The sequence below is a fragment of the Pedobacter soli genome, from assembly GCF_900101435.1.
GTDB lineage: Bacteria > Bacteroidota > Bacteroidia > Sphingobacteriales > Sphingobacteriaceae > Pedobacter > Pedobacter soli.
Window position 1 is genome coordinate 592,288 of the sequence record NZ_FMZH01000001.1, and the last position, 15,001, is coordinate 607,288.

A 15,001-nucleotide genomic window follows, 5' to 3' on the forward strand; every position below is an offset into this window, starting at 1 on the left:
AACAGGATTTTTTTAGGAAGGCACGCCAAATGCCTTCCTTGATAAAAAGGATAAATATTCATACTTTCGTTTGTTTGGGTTAATGCGTAAATGGACCTCAGAATTCGTTTTTAAAGGGTTAACTCAGATCATGGCCATGGTTGTGCTTCCAACACTTCCATGGTTTTTTCTTCTAAACCTATCGTGCTATTTAACGCTGTTCCGGTAGTGGTTTCTTCATTTTTTTCTGGTTTTTAGTTGATATTGATTTAAATTAAACAGCGTGGTTAAGGCTGCTGGTGGTATTACTTTACGGTTACTACCTTACCGTTGATATAAAATTTAATATTTCCTGTTTCTTCGAGCATTTTAAGCACTTCAGAAATGTTGTCAAAACGCGATACCGAACCCGAAAAAGAAGGCATTAGCTCATAACGCACATCCATTACAAACCGTACTCCATACCAGCGCGATAGTTTCTGCATGATGCTGGGTAAACTTTCGTTTTTAAACCTGAACTCACCGTTTTTCCAATCGATAGCAAATGCGGGGTCTACTGCATTTACCTTAATGGTATTACCATACAACACCGATTGCTCGCCCGGAGCAATTACTTTTTCGCCGCCAGCTCCTTTTATTTTTACCGAGCCTTCTAAGAGTGTTGTTTTAGTACCCATACTATTATCATAGCTGTCAATATTGAAATGGGTACCCAAAACTTCTACCTCCTGTTTCTTGCTTTTAACAATAAACGGATGGTTTTTATCTTTACTCACCTCAAAATAGGCTTCCCCATCCAGCTCTACCCATCTGTTTTTGCCGTTAAAATGACTCGGAAAACTGAATTTCGTTTCTGCATTTAACCACACCATGGTACCATCAGGCAGGTTTACCTGATACTGCCCTCCTGAGGGGGTTGTGATGGTATTATTTTTTCTTTCTTCTTTTGCAACTCCCTTATCAATAACCGAAAAAACCAGCAAGCCATTTGCCGCCTTTTTAATGTTCAGTCCGTTTGTAGTGGCCAGTTCTCCGGTTTTACTGTCCGATAAATCGATCCTGCGGCCATCGGCAAGTGTTAAAATGGCACGGTTGCCCCCTGGTGCTACATCGTTGGCATAACGTTCGGTACGGTCTTCGGTCCTGTTCTTTATGGCAAACAAGCCACCAATTACACACAAGGCCAGCACAGCAGCCGAAGCGGCAATAATCCATAGGCGACGGGTAATGGTTTTAGGTTTTCCAACTACATTTTTACTACCCTCTTCCCCTTTTAACCTTTGTGCATCAATGCGCGCTTTTAGCTTTTCGCCAAAAGCTGCTTTCTGTGCTTCATCGGCTGACCAGTTATTTTCCAATAGCTGCTGCTCTACAAAAGAATCAACTACATGAACTTCTTTTGCCGAAGCCGTTCCATCTAAATAATGCTGTATTAATTGTTTTGCCTGTTCGGTTTTCATAGGTTTTTGAAGCGCATTGAGCGTGCCTTACAAATAGATATTCCGAAAAAGCGGTTTTGGTGGTAGATTTATTTTAAAAAAAATAAAAAAAGTTTTTCATCACTTTAAAAGGTGTAAAAATATGGCCATCATAGTAGCCGAAAGCTTGCCGTTTAAAGAATCGGCGATTATTTTGAGTGCATTGCTTACCTGTTTTTTAACTGTCCCTTCAGCAATATTTAATTTTTCGGCTATTTCGCGGTACGACAACTGTTCATCGCGACTCAACAGATAAACTTCGCGCATTTTTTTGGGCAATTTGGCAATCCCCAGATCAATATTTTCCTGCAATTCTTTTAAAGAGATGCTTTCTTCAATGTTCAAGCTATTATCAACCGCTTGTTCGGTTATTTTATCCAAAAAATCGCCGGTATGGATATTTCTTTCAATATACCTTAAGCACAAATTGCGGGTACTGCGAATGAGATAAGCCCCTAATGTAGTTTTAACCGTTAAGGTAGTCCTTCTGTTCCAGAGCGATACAAAAATCTCCTGCACAATATCGGCAGCTTCCTCTTCTGATTTGGTTAACCTCACGGCATACGATGCCATTTTTTCCCAGTAGCGGTTGTAAATTTCGGTAAATGCCTGCTCCTCTTCCTGGTTTATCAGCAAGATCAGTTCAAGATCAGGTACATGGCTTAGGGATAGCATAGTTTGTAGAAACGAATATAGAAGAAATATAAAATAAATAGGCTAAATAGCCCGCAAATGGCTTAATTATTTATCCATTTACAAATCCGAACGCACACACAGGGTATGTTTTACAGGTAAGCGGACTAAAATATTGTTTGCGGCCTGCAAGTTACACCCATTTATAAGCTGTAAAGCAGGTTTACAAATTTCGGGCAGAAAAGTTCTTTACAACTTTTTGGGCCATATAGTTTCTAAATTTAACCAAACATTTAAACGATGAAATTGCTGTGTGTATTTCTTTTGTTTTGCCATACAGTGGCTATTGCACAGAAAAACGTTGATAACCGTTTTTTAACAACATCGGTACGCCCCAATACTGAAAGTTTATCCATGCCTGCAGTTACCAAAACGATAAGTGCAAAAATAATATATGATGTGGTTGAGGATAATGAAAAAGGCATTAAAATTTGGCCTAAATTACAAATCGACAACCTGGGCAACAGCAAAATAATTTTAACAACCAGTTTTTACCTGCCCTCTGGTACACCAAAATACAGCACAAGTTTAACTATTATAGCTAATCCAGCAACCGATCCGTACTTTTTTATCCCGTATACCAAATTAAACCTGGCAGCCAATAAGGTACACAAATTAAAGTTCGATATTACGGCGTATGCCAATGGCAAAGCGCTCAAATCAAGTGTATTTTACAACAGCATTATCAATTTGCTTTAATGCCGACATCGGATAACCTGTTAAATAACCCATCATTGCAAATCCATCATTACCAGTCAAGCTGGGAGTGGCGATCCCTTTATCGTCTATTTTAATCTCATTTTAAGATGGTATCCTTACTTTTGCCTTATGCAAAAAATTGGCATAGCTGAAGATGATCCGAAAATAGCCTCACTTTTACAAGCTGCACTCGAAGAAAGTGGCTACGAGGTACTTACCGTAAGCAATGGTAACGATGCCCGCAACCTGTTTTTGCCGGGCGAATTCAACCTGTTTATTTTCGATATCATGATGCCGGGATTAAACGGTCTTCAGCTCTGTAAATACATTCGCGAACAAGGCGATAACACCCCCATTTTAATGCTTACCGCTATGGGTACTGTCGAAGACCGGGTAAACGGCCTCGATACGGGTGCCGACGATTATCTGGTTAAGCCCTTTCACCTGAAAGAGCTTTTAGCCAGGGTTGCGGCACTGTTAAGGCGCCAGGGAACCGTTACAGCAGAAGCAACCGAGCAACTTTGCTTTGAAGACCTTTGCCTCGATACCCGGAGCAAAAGTGTAACCCGGGCAGGACAACCAATAACACTGAGTGCTAAAGAATTTACCCTGCTCGAGCTGTTCTTAAATAATCCCAACCGGCTTTTATCCCGTCAATACATTGCCGAAAAGGTTTGGGATATTCATTTTGAAACGGGCACCAATGTTATTGATGTGTACATTAATTTTCTCCGCAATAAAATTGAAAAAGGTTTTGAGCGCAAGCTGATCCATACCAAAATTAACATGGGCTACATCCTTAAATAATGAAAATAAAAGACCGCATTGCACTTTATTTCACACTCATCAGCACTTCGATGCTGCTGGCTGTGCTCTGCGTAATTTATTTCACCTTTATGCGGTTTTTAAAAGCCGATTTTTTTGAGCGTCTTACCGACCGCACAATGGTTACCGCCAAACTATACCTCGAGGCCGACGAAATTAGTCGTGATGCGCTGAGCAAAGTACGCCACCAATACCTGCAAAAACTTAACAGCGAAGTCATCAGGATTTACGACGGTAAAGACAGGGCGACCTTTATTGGCGATTCGGCACAATACTGGACTAAACAAACTATCGAAAAAGTTCGGCAACTCAAACGCCTGCAGTATACAGATGGTGAGCGCCAGGTGGTAGGTATTTACTACCGCGATAACCAGGGCAATTTTGTAATCCTGGCTTCAGCCAGAGATCAGGGCTCGCAGAACAGATTGGCCAAACTGCTCAAAATCATGATCGTTGTGTTCATCCTGATTTCGGTTATCCTCTTGTTACTGAGCCGGTGGATTGCCGAAAAAATGCTGAAGCCTTTAAACCGCTTTATGCAGGAAGTACAGCAAATCGGATCGGGTAATATGGAAGCACGTGTGGCCACCACCAACAATAAAGATGAAATTAATCTGATTGCCAAAAGTTTTAACCACCTGATGGAAGAGCTGGAGCATGCTTTTATCCTGCAAAAAACCTTTGTAGCAAATGCCTCGCATGAATTGAGAACCCCCATTACCCGAATGATGATGCGCGCTGAACTGGCCCTCTCCAAAGAAAGAACGACAGCAGATTATCAGCAAGCGCTTGCTGAAACGGTAGCGGATTCAGAAAAAATGGATCATATCATCACTGGTTTGCTGGCTTTAGCCAAAATGGACCTCGAACTGATCAATTCGCAGCTTTCGCCTATTGCACTGGATGTTTTGCTCGATAAAATCAGCCAAGACTGGCAAAACCAGAAACAGCTTAGCCTAAGTATACAAAAAAAACTGGTCCACCAAATACAACCTGTGGTACTGGCCAATGCTGTCTTACTGCAAATTGCATTGGACAACATCATTGCCAATGCCTTTAAATTTTCGCAGGAACAGCAGGTTAAAGCTCTACTTACCGGTAGCGACGATACTTTGCAGATTTACCTTAGCGATAAAGGACCTGGTATTCCACTTGCGCAACAAACCGAAATCTTTAAGCCGTTTTATAGCAGGGCAAAATATATGGGTTTCGAAGGCGAAGGCATGGGACTTTATATGGCGCAAAAAATTATCGGTCTCTTTAAAGGATCGATTGAAATTGATCAGCAAACTGATCAGGGTTGTACATTTATCCTCACCCTACCCCGAATTAATCCCGTTTTAATTTCGATTTAATTCCGCTTTAATCCGGCAAAAATAGCTTTGCCGCATGAGCAGAATTTACTTATTATTCCTTTCCTTTTGGCTGTATGCCATGCCGGTTACATTCGCCCAAACCGATACGCTTAAACTAGACCTTAAGCAGGCAGAGCAGCGCTTTTTAAGCCAAAATTACGATTTAATTGCAGCCAATTATGAGATAGACCGTGCCCATGCCGATGTAATTACCGCACGCCTTTTCGATAACCCGGAACTGGAATACGAAAACCTGTTTTATAACCACGAAACTAAAAAATTCTTACAAACCTCTTACCAGTACGGGCAATATGCAGCCTCCTTATCGCAGCTCGTAAAACTGGCGGGAAAACGCAATAAAAACATTAAATTGGCACAAACAGGCACTAAACTATCAGAATTGGCCTATTTTGATTTGCTCCGCAGCCTCAAATTCGAATTGCAAAGCACCTTTTATCAAAGTTATTACGCTGCTTTATCCGTTGCCCTGTACGAGCAGCAAATCCAATCAACCGGACAACTTTTAAACGCATACGAAATCCAGCTGAAAATGGGTAATGTTGCCGCTAAAGAGGTAATCCGCATCAAATCGTTACTGATTGGACTGAAAGCGGAATTAGCTGCGCTTTTAAATGAGCTCGAAGACAACAATAAAGATCTCAAACTGCTTTGCGGTATTCCCGCTGCCACACCACTTAATTTGATTTTACCAACCGAAGCAATAAAAACACCCGGCCCTGAACAGCTACCCTACAATCAGTTGCTCGATTCGGCAAGGGTAAACCGGAGCGATTTAAAACTGGCTAAAACTAATCTCGAATACAATGAGCTCAACCTTAAACTGCAAAAGGCAATGGCCATACCTGATGTAGAAATTTCGCTCAGCTACGACCTCAAAGGGAATTACCCTGAAAAATACACCGGTTTAGGCCTCAAAATCCCCATTCCACTTTTCAACCGCAACCAGGGCGAAATTAAGAAAGCCAAAGTAGGAATCGACGATGCAACCGCTAAACTCCAAAAGCAGGAACTGCAACTCGAAAATGAAGTATATAATGCCTACCGTACCGCATTGCGAAACGAAAAACTCTATCAGGAGATTGATCCAACGTTTAGCGGTGATTTTAACACCCTCATTACCGGCCTGATTAAAAACTTTAAAGCACGGAATATTAGTTTAATTGAATTTCTGGATCTCTACGATGCCTATAAGACCAACACGCTACAAATCAACAAAGTGCAATTAGAACGGATGAACTCCAGAGCCGAACTGAACTACGTAACCGGCAGTAACATTTTTAAATAACGTACCCGATATGATGAATAAAAACTTTATAAAAGTGATCATTTTTCCGCTTTTAGGTTTAAGTATGGCTTGCAGCGAACATAAAACTGAAGCCGCGAAAGAGAAATTTACCATTACCGATTCCCTGCTTAAACGCCTGCTGATTGATACCGTACAACAGGCCAGTGGCAAAACAGACCTGATTTTCTCCGCAAAGATCAGCGCCAATGAAGAACGCCGATCGGAGCTTTTCCCGATGGTAAGCGGTACCGTAAACCAGGTAAATGTAAGGCTGGGCGACCGGGTAAGCAGTGGACAACTATTAGCCAGGGTAAACAGTGCAGAAATGGCTGGTTTTGATAAAGAAGCTGTATCGGCCGATGCCGAGTTACGTAGTGCAAACCGTACCTTAAAACAAGCCGAACAACTTTATGCCAGTGGTTTATCATCAGCAAAAGAGCTCGAAGATGCTAAAAACGAGTTTCAGATTAAACAAGCAGAACTGAAAAGGGCCAATGCCGTGCTTAAACTGAATGGCGGCAATAAAAACGGCTCGTATGCCATCAAATCGCCTATAAATGGTTTTGTAATCGAAAAAAATGTAACCGAAAACATGCAACTCCGTGGCGACAACGATAAAAGTTTATTCACCATCGCCGACCTTTCGAGCGTTTGGGCCATGATTAATATTTACGAATCAGACATTTCGCGCATACAGGCAGGCAATTTGGTTAGCCTCTCTACCCTGGCCTATCCTGAGCAGGTTTTTACCGGTAAGATCGAGAAAATATACAACCTGGTAGATCAGGACAGCAAGGTGATGAATGCCCGGGTAGTAATTGCCAATCCCAACTTTTTGTTAAAGCCTGGGATGTTGGGTACTGTTAAAGTTTCGGCCAGTTCGGGGGTAGATCTACCGGTGGTTAATTCGCGGGGCGTTATTTTCGACGAAAACAAAAATTATGTGCTTTTGCTGGATGCAGCGAACAAAGTGCTTATCCGTGAAATTGAAATCGGCCATAAAACTACCGACAAAATCTACATCAAAAAAGGTATCAGTGCCGGCGACCGTGTAATTGCCTCAAAACAGGTCTTTCTGTTCGAAAGCCTTAAGGCACAATAAGATTTTCATCCTTTAGCTTTTCCCTAAATGAATAAACTCATTAAAAATATCATCGGCTTTGCCTTAAAAAACAAATACTTCGTTTTTTTTGCCACTTTTATCCTCATCCTGGCAGGATATTTCAGCTTTAAAAACACAACAATAGATGCCTTTCCGGATGTAACCAATACCAATATCATCATCATTACCCAATGGCCTGGCCGAAGCGCGGAAGAAGTCGAAAAATTTGTAAGTCGCCCGCTGGAAATCGCCATGAACCCAACCGAAAAGCGAACCAGTATCCGCTCCTCTTCCCTGTTCGGACTTTCGATTGTAAAAGTGAGCTTTGAGGATGATGTAGATTATGCCACAGCAAGGGTGCAGGTAAACAACCATCTTGATGAGGCAGATCTACCCGATGGCATACAACCTGAAGTGCAACCACCATACGGTCCAACAGGCGAAATTTTCCGTTATACGCTCACCAGCGATAAAGCATCGGTACGGGAACTGAAAACCTTACAGGATTGGGTTATTAAACGCGAACTGCTATCTGTTTCAGGTATTGCCGATGTGGTTAGCTTTGGTGGCGAAGTGAAAACTTACCAGATTACGGTCGACCCACAAAAAGCCATTCAATACGGTGTAAGTGCTACCGAACTTTTCGAAGCCGTTTCTAAAAGTAATATCAATGTGGGCGGAGATGTAATTGTACAAAGCGGACAAGCTTATGTGGTGCGTGGTATTGGCGTGCTGAACAATATCGATGAAATTAGAAATGTGGTGGTAGATAACATTAACGGTACGCCGGTTTATGTAAAAACGATTGCCAATGTAGCCGAATCGGCGTTACCGAGACTTGGCCAGGTAGGCAGGGATCAGGACCCGGATGTGGTAGAAGGCATTGTGGTGATGCGTAAAGGTGGTAACCCGAGCGAGGTTATTGCCAGACTTAAAGAAAAAATAAGCGACATTAACCAGAACCTGTTACCCGGTGATGTAAAAATTAAACCCTTTTACGATCGCGAAGACCTGGTAAACTATTCGGTACATACAGTGATGGGCAATATGCTTGAGGGTATTTTGTTTGTAACCTTAATTGTATTCCTGTTCATGGCTGATTGGCGTACCACACTGATTGTATCCATAATTATTCCACTGGCCTTACTTTTTGCCTTTATCTGCTTAAAAATTAAAGGCATGCCAGCCAACCTGCTCTCAATGGGAGCTATCGATTTTGGGATTATTATCGATGGCGCAGTGGTAATGGTCGAGGGAATTTTTGTGGCGCTGGATATGCGGGCCCAAAAAGTGGGTATGACCCGTTTTAACAAAATGAGTAAGCTTGGTTTCATTAAAAAAGCCTGCATGGAAAATGGCAAAGGTATCCTGTTTGCCAAACTCATCATCATTACCGGCTTGCTTCCTATTTTCACTTTCGAAAAAGTAGAGGGCAAAATGTTCTCGCCATTGGCCTGGACACTCAGTTTTGCCTTACTGGGCGCATTGATCTTAACCTTTACGCTGGTACCCGCTATGGCCAGTGTTTTGTTAAAGAAAAATGTGAAAGAAAAGCACAACATCTTTTTAACCTGGATGACCAAAGCCACCCTAAAGTTTTACGATGTATGCTTTAGCAAAAAACGTTTGGTATTTGCCATCTCCATTGTAGTATTGGTGCTTGGGGCTTTTAGCTTTAAGTTTTTGGGTACCGAATTTTTACCTAGTCTGGATGAAGGCTCCATTTATGTACGGGCAACAGGTCCGCTGAGTATTTCGTTGGATGAAACCAAGAAGCTCTCTAATGAGATGCGAAAGATCTTTTTAAGCTTTGAAGAAGTAAAACAAGTCATGTCGCAAACCGGCCGGCCGAATGATGGTACCGACGCAACCGGATTTTATAATATGGAGTTCCACGTAGACATTTACCCCAAAAAAGAATGGAAACGCAAGCAAACCAAAGAACAGCTCATTGAGCGCATGCAGGAGAAACTGAAAAGTTTCCCGGGCATTAGCCTTAATTTCTCGCAACCCATTTCAGACAATGTTGAAGAAGCCGTTTCGGGGGTAAAAGGCAGTATTGTGGTTAAACTCTTTGGCGAAAACTTCGAGTACATAGAACAGGAAGAAGAAAAAATTGAAAAGATCCTAAAAACAGTTGATGGAATTGCTGATCTGGGAATTTTGCGCAACCTCGGTCAGCCTGAATTACAGATTAACCTCGACCAAAAAAAGATGGCCCTTTACGGCGTAAGCACGGCCGATGCCAATGCGGTAATTGAAATGGCTATTGGTGGTAAAGCGGCTACGCAGATTTTTGAAGGCGAAAAGAAATTTGATCTGGTAATCCGTTATCCCGAAGATTTCAGGAACGATGAGAGTTCGATCAGTAAATTGCGTATCCCTACCCTTTCGGGTTCTAATGTACAATTGGGCGAGATTTCGAGCATTAGAAAAATCACCGGTCCCAGCATGATTTACCGCGATAAACATAAACGCTACGGAGCCATTAAATTCTCAATCCGCGGCCGTGATATGGGTAGTGTAATTGCCGAAGCACAGGCTAAAGTAAACGCGCAAATTAAACTACCCAAAACTTATCAGCTGGAGTGGGCCGGCGATTTCGAAAATCAGCAAAGGGCTGTTTCGCGCTTATCGCAGGCGGTGCCCATCAGTTTATTGCTTATCTTTTTTATCCTCTTTGTACTCTTTGGTAATATTAAAGATGCTTTACTGGTATTAAACAATGTTCCTTTTGCCATGATTGGTGGCATATTGGCGCTTTTGGTTGCAGGGGTAAATTTCAACATTTCGGCTGGTATCGGCTTTATTGCCCTGTTTGGTATATGTGTACAAAACGGCGTGATATTGATTACCAAATTTAAAACCAATATAACCGAATTAAAGCACCACAGTAGCTGGACCTTTAATGATGCCATGCGCGATGGCATTGCCAGCAGATTCAGACCTGTATTAATGACAGCCCTGATGGCCGCAATTGGTTTAATGCCCGCGGCACTTTCTACCGGAATCGGATCTGAAGCTTCTAAACCTCTGGCCATAGTGGTTATTGGCGGCCTCATTACCAACACTTTGTTTAACCTCTTTGTATATCCCATTGTTTTCTACTGGGCTTATCAAAAGAAAGCCAAAGCAGAGTTATCGGCAATTTCAAAGATTAATACAATAGCTTAAAAAAACGGCCTGGTTGAATATTCTCCCAGGCCGAACTAAAACTTTAATCAATTGTTGTTCAAAAATTCCTACATCACATAAAATTTATTGAAACACCTGTAGCATTTATATCGCTTTACCGCTATGAACGGCAATATGGCTTTGAATAAAAACCCACGTGGTACCCTATCTGTTTCAGGGTTCTTACACTTGGGGCATTTCGGACAAGTTTTTACACCTGGCAGCATCGGGGATGTGGCATTCATAATAATAAGGAAGTATTTGGTTGGCAAAACTAATTTATTGCGCCTTAAATATATAGAATTAAAACTACAAAAAAGATATTTTCATCTACTTTTTCATACTTGTAGATTTAATCATTCGCTAATATTCCCTCCATTTAGCATCTTAATTTTCAGCTAAATAATTAATTAAAAAATTTTATTTTGTTAAATGAATGAATATTTATTTATTTTTGTAAGCACATGAGATTAAGAGACACAGAAAAAGTACAACTGGTAAAACAAAAAGCCATCGAACTGATTGTAAAAGACGGTTTAGAAGGTTTTAGCATGAATAAACTGGCAAAAGCCTGCCAGATATCAGTCGCTACGCTATACATCTATTATAAAGACCGCGACGATCTGATTGTTAAAATCACCATCGAAGAACTCGAATCGATGACGCAGGGGATTATGAAAGATTTTAGTCCGGAAATGTCTTTCGAGCAAGGGTTACACAAACAATGGGAAAACCGCTATGCATTTGCCAAAAATCATCCGCAAATGAACCTGTTTTTTGATCAGCTACGGAGCTCCAGCTACCAATCAACACTCCTATCTGATTCTATTAGCGCCTTTAAAATGACCATGGGCCAGTTTATGACCAATGCCATTGAACGGGGAGAAATTGAAGAGATGCCCCTTGATGTATACTGGTCTATTGCCTTCGCCCCCTTGTACAACCTCATCCGTCTCGATCAGGAAGGCAAAAGTTTAGATGGCAGCCCTTTCAAAGTAACCGATGCCGTATTCTGGAAAACTTTTGATCTCGTGGTAAAAGCACTTAAAAAATAAGATTATGGACCCCGAAAATTTCAATCACATTCTGCTGTTCAAAACCAATATCACTTCAGAGATGGCAAATCCATCGCTATGCAGCTTATTGAACAGCAACCCTGGTATAAATTCCTGGACGGTAGACCACGAGGATATAGACCGCGTACTCCGCATTGTATCTTACACCCTCTCGCATGCCGAGATTATCCATTTACTTACCAGCCATGGCTATGAATGCTGTGAGCTTACTTAACAATACATGGAAAATACACCAAAGGCAGCCCTAAGCGGCTACCAGAAACTAGTTATATTCTTACTGGCCGTAACCCAATTTACGGTCATACTCGATTTTATGGTCATGTCGCCACTTGGCGATATCCTGATGAAATCGCTTAACCTTAAACCTGCCAATTTCGGTATTGCAGTTTCGGCCTATGCCTTCAGTGCAGGTATTTCGGGCCTGCTTACTGCCGGTTTTGCCGATAAATTTGACCGCAAAAAACTCTTACTGTTTTTTTATATCGGTTTTATTATCGGTACCGTTTTCTGCGGGTTGGCCCACACCTATGCCCTATTGGTTGCTGCACGCATTATTACTGGCCTGTTTGGTGGCGTAATCGGTTCTATATCTATGGCCATTATTACCGATATTTTTTCTTTGCAGCAACGTGGCCGGGTAATGGGTTTTATTCAGATTGGCTTTGGTGCCAGTCAGGTACTTGGTATCCCGATTGGTCTTTATCTGGCCGACGCCTGGGGCTGGGAAGCACCGTTTTGGATGATTGCAGCCCTAAGTATCGGTATTGCGCTGCTCATTGCCGCCAAACTCCGTCCATTAACCCAGCATTTACTGGTACAAACCGATAAATCGCCCATTAAACATTTGTTGCATACCGTTGCCAAAGCCGATTACCGCATTGGTTTTACGGCTACTGCACTGCTTTCTATCGGTGGCTTTATGATGATGCCTTTCGGAAGTGCATTTGCGGTAAATAACCTTAAACTTACTGCGCAACAACTACCGCTGTTATTTATGGTATCTGGTGTTTGTGCTTTAATTATTATGCCACTTGTGGGGAAACTGAGCGACAAGATTGATAAGTTTAAAATATTCGCGGGAGCTTCTGCGTGGATGATGATCATGTGTGTGGTTTACACCAATCTCGGCCCTACACCATTTTATTTGGTTATATTTTACAATGTACTAATGATGATGGGGGTAATGAGCCGCATGATCCCTTCTTCAGCTTTAACCAGTGCTATCCCCGACATTGCCGATCGCGGAGCATTTATGAGTATCAATTCTTCGCTGCAACAAATTGCCGGAGGGATTGCTGCCGGTGTAGCCGGATTGATTGTAACGCAGCCTGCCAAAGGTGCACCGCTGCAAAATTACAATGTTATTGGCTATCTCATTGTGGTCATCTCTATCATTGGTATTATTTTAATGTCGAGAGTGAGCAACCTGGCAAAAAAGAAGGCTAAAATAACCACAGCTCCTGTTGCCGATGAACCCATACTGCACGAAATGGCTTAAAAAGGAAAAAGAATGCAAATACGGTAACGATTTTAAACTATTAAATTGATCTGATACAAGTATTTGCATTTTTTGGTATATTTAATATCTTTTTCTCGCTCTGATATGATGAGTACCATAATAAGCGTTGAATAGATAATGGAAAACAAATATGCAGTCACTTTAAGCTTACTTGTTCCTGTCGGACTCCATACTTATGGATCATTTTTTTTGGGAACAGACCGCAGGGAAGCCAAGAATATTTTCGGCATGCTCAAAGGAAAAACTGAACCCATTCAGGGCTGCTGTATTCAAATGGAACTTTGCGAAGAAATTAGTGGCATTACCATATCCATAGCTGTATTGCACTGCTGCAGCGAAAATCTTAAAGACAATATTGCGGTTATTTCCAGAGAAGTTTTCAGGATTTCGCAGCTGGAGCGCGGGCATGGTTAACCCTTAAATCAATACAGGCAAAGCACCAGTCAAGCCATCCTCAATTTTAAAAAGGTAAAAATAACAGTGTGCCATTGCAATACCAGAATGAGCTATACTAAGCCAGTTTAGCCTGATATATGCCTCTCACCATACCGATTGCATTTCTAAAATTATTGCGACAGCGCAAAAGGTAATCCAGATCTTCAACATCATCTGATAATGTCTGCTGAACCACGCTGTCTGTTGCCGTTCCATTAAAGATTATAATCTCCAAATCTCGATCAGGAAGATCAGCAGCGTTCGCTAAATTTGGGTAGTTTTCCATGTCTCCTAAAATTACACTAATTTACCCATTTGATTCCAGTTACAGATAAACTCAATATTAAATTTCGATAAGCAACAAATTATTTACATTTAGCTTTTCAGAAAAGTAAGCCTGCCTTTTTTTATTCTGTTCATCATACCTGTTCTTGTTTTTTGCCTACACAGTTGTTTTTTATTACTTTTAAACTGATAATGAACTACTTAAATGAAAAGAAAATTATTAGTTTTTTGCAGCTTCCTGCTTTTGCTCTCAAAAATTGGTTATGCACAGGTTATTACAGGTGCCGACCGCGATAAGCATGGCTGTATCGGTTCGGCCGGTTATACCTACTCTCAGCTTAAAAAGGATTGCATCAGGGTTTTTGAGCAAAAAATCAAACTACATCAGGTCGATTCTACAGCAAGTTACAAAGCCATTGCTGCTGTTATTTTTAGTGCCGATAATAGAAAAGCCGAAGTTTTTTTAGCCAGTTATCCGGAAAGCCTGATTTTGATCAGAACCCTAAAAAAGGGAAAATACATCTGGAGAAAAGGAAAATTCGAACTCAGTAACCAAAATGGCTATAAGCTTAAAGAAGCAAAAAAGCTGATTTATAGCTCGTAGCCCATAAAAAACATTTAAAAGCAATTTGTAACACACTTGATAGTGCAATAATTGTTGATTTTAAACACATCTGGGTATATTTGCCGCGTGAATAAAATCTGTCTGATTTTTCTTTTGCCGGTTATTATGCTTAACGCCTCATTTTGCGAGTTGCTTAAGGTACCTCAACTGGTTTCACATTTTATTAAACACAAGGAGCTAAATGCCAATATCGGTTTTGTAACCTTTATTGAAATGCATTACCTCGGGCAAGATATTAACGATAACGACCAGGAAGAAGACATGAAACTCCCCTTCAAGAAAATTGACGGACACCACATGTTCTCACTCGGTGTACCACAAGGCAAAACCAGGCTGATTGCTGCACCCGCTAAAAAAATATCTTCCAAACAGGTATTTCGTTACCAGGTATTTGTTCCAAATCCTTACACTACCAGCCTGTTGCGTCCCCCTACCGCGTAATATCGTTTT

15 protein-coding genes are annotated in these 15,001 nt (G+C 41.3%); 12 read left to right on the forward strand and 3 right to left on the reverse strand.

The features are described 5' to 3' along the window. Positions 1–284 precede the first annotated feature (284 nt). Both BLR37_RS02360 and BLR37_RS02365 read right to left on the reverse strand, forming a co-directional pair. Positions 285–1,439, reverse strand: coding sequence for a FecR family protein (locus BLR37_RS02360; protein WP_090764066.1), 1,155 nt, complete (start codon positions 1,437–1,439; stop codon positions 285–287). Positions 1,440–1,538: 99 nt separating this feature from the next. After that, on the reverse strand, positions 1,539–2,132 hold the full coding sequence (locus BLR37_RS02365) for an RNA polymerase sigma factor (RefSeq protein WP_090764068.1): 594 nt from the start codon (positions 2,130–2,132) through the stop codon (positions 1,539–1,541). A gap of 258 nt (positions 2,133–2,390) precedes the next feature. On the opposite strand from BLR37_RS02365, the gene BLR37_RS02370 reads away from it, so the two are divergent. From BLR37_RS02370 to BLR37_RS02415, 10 genes are all read left to right on the forward strand, one after another. Continuing rightward, positions 2,391–2,849, forward strand: coding sequence for a hypothetical protein (locus BLR37_RS02370; RefSeq protein ID WP_143009514.1), 459 nt, complete (start codon positions 2,391–2,393; stop codon positions 2,847–2,849). Positions 2,850–2,978: 129 nt separating this feature from the next. After that, on the forward strand, positions 2,979–3,656 hold the full coding sequence (locus BLR37_RS02375) for a response regulator transcription factor (protein WP_090764074.1): 678 nt from the start codon (positions 2,979–2,981) through the stop codon (positions 3,654–3,656). After that, the gene (locus BLR37_RS02380; RefSeq protein WP_090764077.1) at positions 3,656–5,029 is read left to right on the forward strand and encodes an ATP-binding protein; all 1,374 of its coding nucleotides are present in this window, start codon (positions 3,656–3,658) and stop codon (positions 5,027–5,029) included. Before BLR37_RS02375 ends, BLR37_RS02380 begins: the two co-directional genes overlap by 1 nt. Before the next feature lie 34 nt (positions 5,030–5,063). Continuing rightward, positions 5,064–6,335 (forward strand): TolC family protein, encoded by a 1,272-nt coding sequence (locus BLR37_RS02385; protein WP_090764080.1) that lies wholly within the window; start codon positions 5,064–5,066, stop codon positions 6,333–6,335. A gap of 10 nt (positions 6,336–6,345) precedes the next feature. Then, entirely contained in the window at positions 6,346–7,437 is a 1,092-nt protein-coding gene (locus BLR37_RS02390; protein ID WP_090764083.1) for an efflux RND transporter periplasmic adaptor subunit, read from the forward strand. Between the two features lie 27 nt (positions 7,438–7,464). Beyond that, on the forward strand, positions 7,465–10,611 hold the full coding sequence (locus BLR37_RS02395; RefSeq protein WP_090764086.1) for an efflux RND transporter permease subunit: 3,147 nt from the start codon (positions 7,465–7,467) through the stop codon (positions 10,609–10,611). Between the two features lie 464 nt (positions 10,612–11,075). Continuing rightward, positions 11,076–11,666 carry a TetR/AcrR family transcriptional regulator gene (locus tag BLR37_RS02400; protein ID WP_090764089.1) on the forward strand — a complete coding sequence of 197 codons (591 nt, stop codon included), beginning with the start codon at positions 11,076–11,078 and terminating at the stop codon, positions 11,664–11,666. A 4-nt stretch (positions 11,667–11,670) separates the two neighbouring features. Then, entirely contained in the window at positions 11,671–11,901 is a 231-nt protein-coding gene (locus BLR37_RS02405) for a hypothetical protein (protein ID WP_090764092.1), read from the forward strand. A gap of 6 nt (positions 11,902–11,907) precedes the next feature. Beyond that, the gene (locus BLR37_RS02410; RefSeq protein WP_090764095.1) at positions 11,908–13,185 is read left to right on the forward strand and encodes an MFS transporter; all 1,278 of its coding nucleotides are present in this window, start codon (positions 11,908–11,910) and stop codon (positions 13,183–13,185) included. Positions 13,186–13,323: 138 nt separating this feature from the next. Further along, positions 13,324–13,620 (forward strand): hypothetical protein, encoded by a 297-nt coding sequence (locus BLR37_RS02415; RefSeq protein ID WP_090764098.1) that lies wholly within the window; start codon positions 13,324–13,326, stop codon positions 13,618–13,620. Positions 13,621–13,717: 97 nt separating this feature from the next. Here the strand turns inward: BLR37_RS02415 and BLR37_RS02420 are convergent, their stop codons facing one another. After that, positions 13,718–13,927 (reverse strand): hypothetical protein, encoded by a 210-nt coding sequence (locus BLR37_RS02420; protein ID WP_090764101.1) that lies wholly within the window; start codon positions 13,925–13,927, stop codon positions 13,718–13,720. A 204-nt stretch (positions 13,928–14,131) separates the two neighbouring features. Here BLR37_RS02420 and BLR37_RS02425 point away from each other — a divergent pair, with 204 nt between their 5' ends. Together BLR37_RS02425 and BLR37_RS02430 are read left to right on the forward strand one after the other, a co-directional pair. Beyond that, a complete protein-coding gene (locus tag BLR37_RS02425; protein ID WP_090764104.1) occupies positions 14,132–14,530 on the forward strand; it encodes a hypothetical protein in 399 nt (132 codons plus the stop codon). An 87-nt stretch (positions 14,531–14,617) separates the two neighbouring features. Further along, on the forward strand, positions 14,618–14,992 hold the full coding sequence (locus tag BLR37_RS02430) for a hypothetical protein (protein ID WP_143009515.1): 375 nt from the start codon (positions 14,618–14,620) through the stop codon (positions 14,990–14,992). Positions 14,993–15,001: the final 9 nt, after the last annotated feature.

Bases quoted from the DNA above. Each gene is read 5' to 3' on its own strand.
- BLR37_RS02390 (WP_090764083.1), top strand. From the start codon at position 6,346: ATGATGAATAAAAACTTTATAAAAGTGATCATTTTTCCGCTTTTAGGT.
- BLR37_RS02370 (WP_143009514.1), top strand. From the start codon at position 2,391: ATGAAATTGCTGTGTGTATTTCTTTTGTTTTGCCATACAGTGGCTATT.
- BLR37_RS02365 (WP_090764068.1), bottom strand. From the start codon at position 2,132: ATGCTATCCCTAAGCCATGTACCTGATCTTGAACTGATCTTGCTGATA.
- BLR37_RS02405 (WP_090764092.1), top strand. From the start codon at position 11,671: ATGGACCCCGAAAATTTCAATCACATTCTGCTGTTCAAAACCAATATC.
- BLR37_RS02400 (WP_090764089.1), top strand. From the start codon at position 11,076: ATGAGATTAAGAGACACAGAAAAAGTACAACTGGTAAAACAAAAAGCC.
- BLR37_RS02385 (WP_090764080.1), top strand. From the start codon at position 5,064: ATGAGCAGAATTTACTTATTATTCCTTTCCTTTTGGCTGTATGCCATG.
- BLR37_RS02415 (WP_090764098.1), top strand. From the start codon at position 13,324: ATGGAAAACAAATATGCAGTCACTTTAAGCTTACTTGTTCCTGTCGGA.
- BLR37_RS02425 (WP_090764104.1), top strand. From the start codon at position 14,132: ATGAAAAGAAAATTATTAGTTTTTTGCAGCTTCCTGCTTTTGCTCTCA.
- BLR37_RS02375 (WP_090764074.1), top strand. From the start codon at position 2,979: ATGCAAAAAATTGGCATAGCTGAAGATGATCCGAAAATAGCCTCACTT.
- BLR37_RS02395 (WP_090764086.1), top strand. From the start codon at position 7,465: ATGAATAAACTCATTAAAAATATCATCGGCTTTGCCTTAAAAAACAAA.
- BLR37_RS02380 (WP_090764077.1), top strand. From the start codon at position 3,656: ATGAAAATAAAAGACCGCATTGCACTTTATTTCACACTCATCAGCACT.
- BLR37_RS02420 (WP_090764101.1), bottom strand. From the start codon at position 13,927: ATGGAAAACTACCCAAATTTAGCGAACGCTGCTGATCTTCCTGATCGA.
- BLR37_RS02360 (WP_090764066.1), bottom strand. From the start codon at position 1,439: ATGAAAACCGAACAGGCAAAACAATTAATACAGCATTATTTAGATGGA.
- BLR37_RS02410 (WP_090764095.1), top strand. From the start codon at position 11,908: ATGGAAAATACACCAAAGGCAGCCCTAAGCGGCTACCAGAAACTAGTT.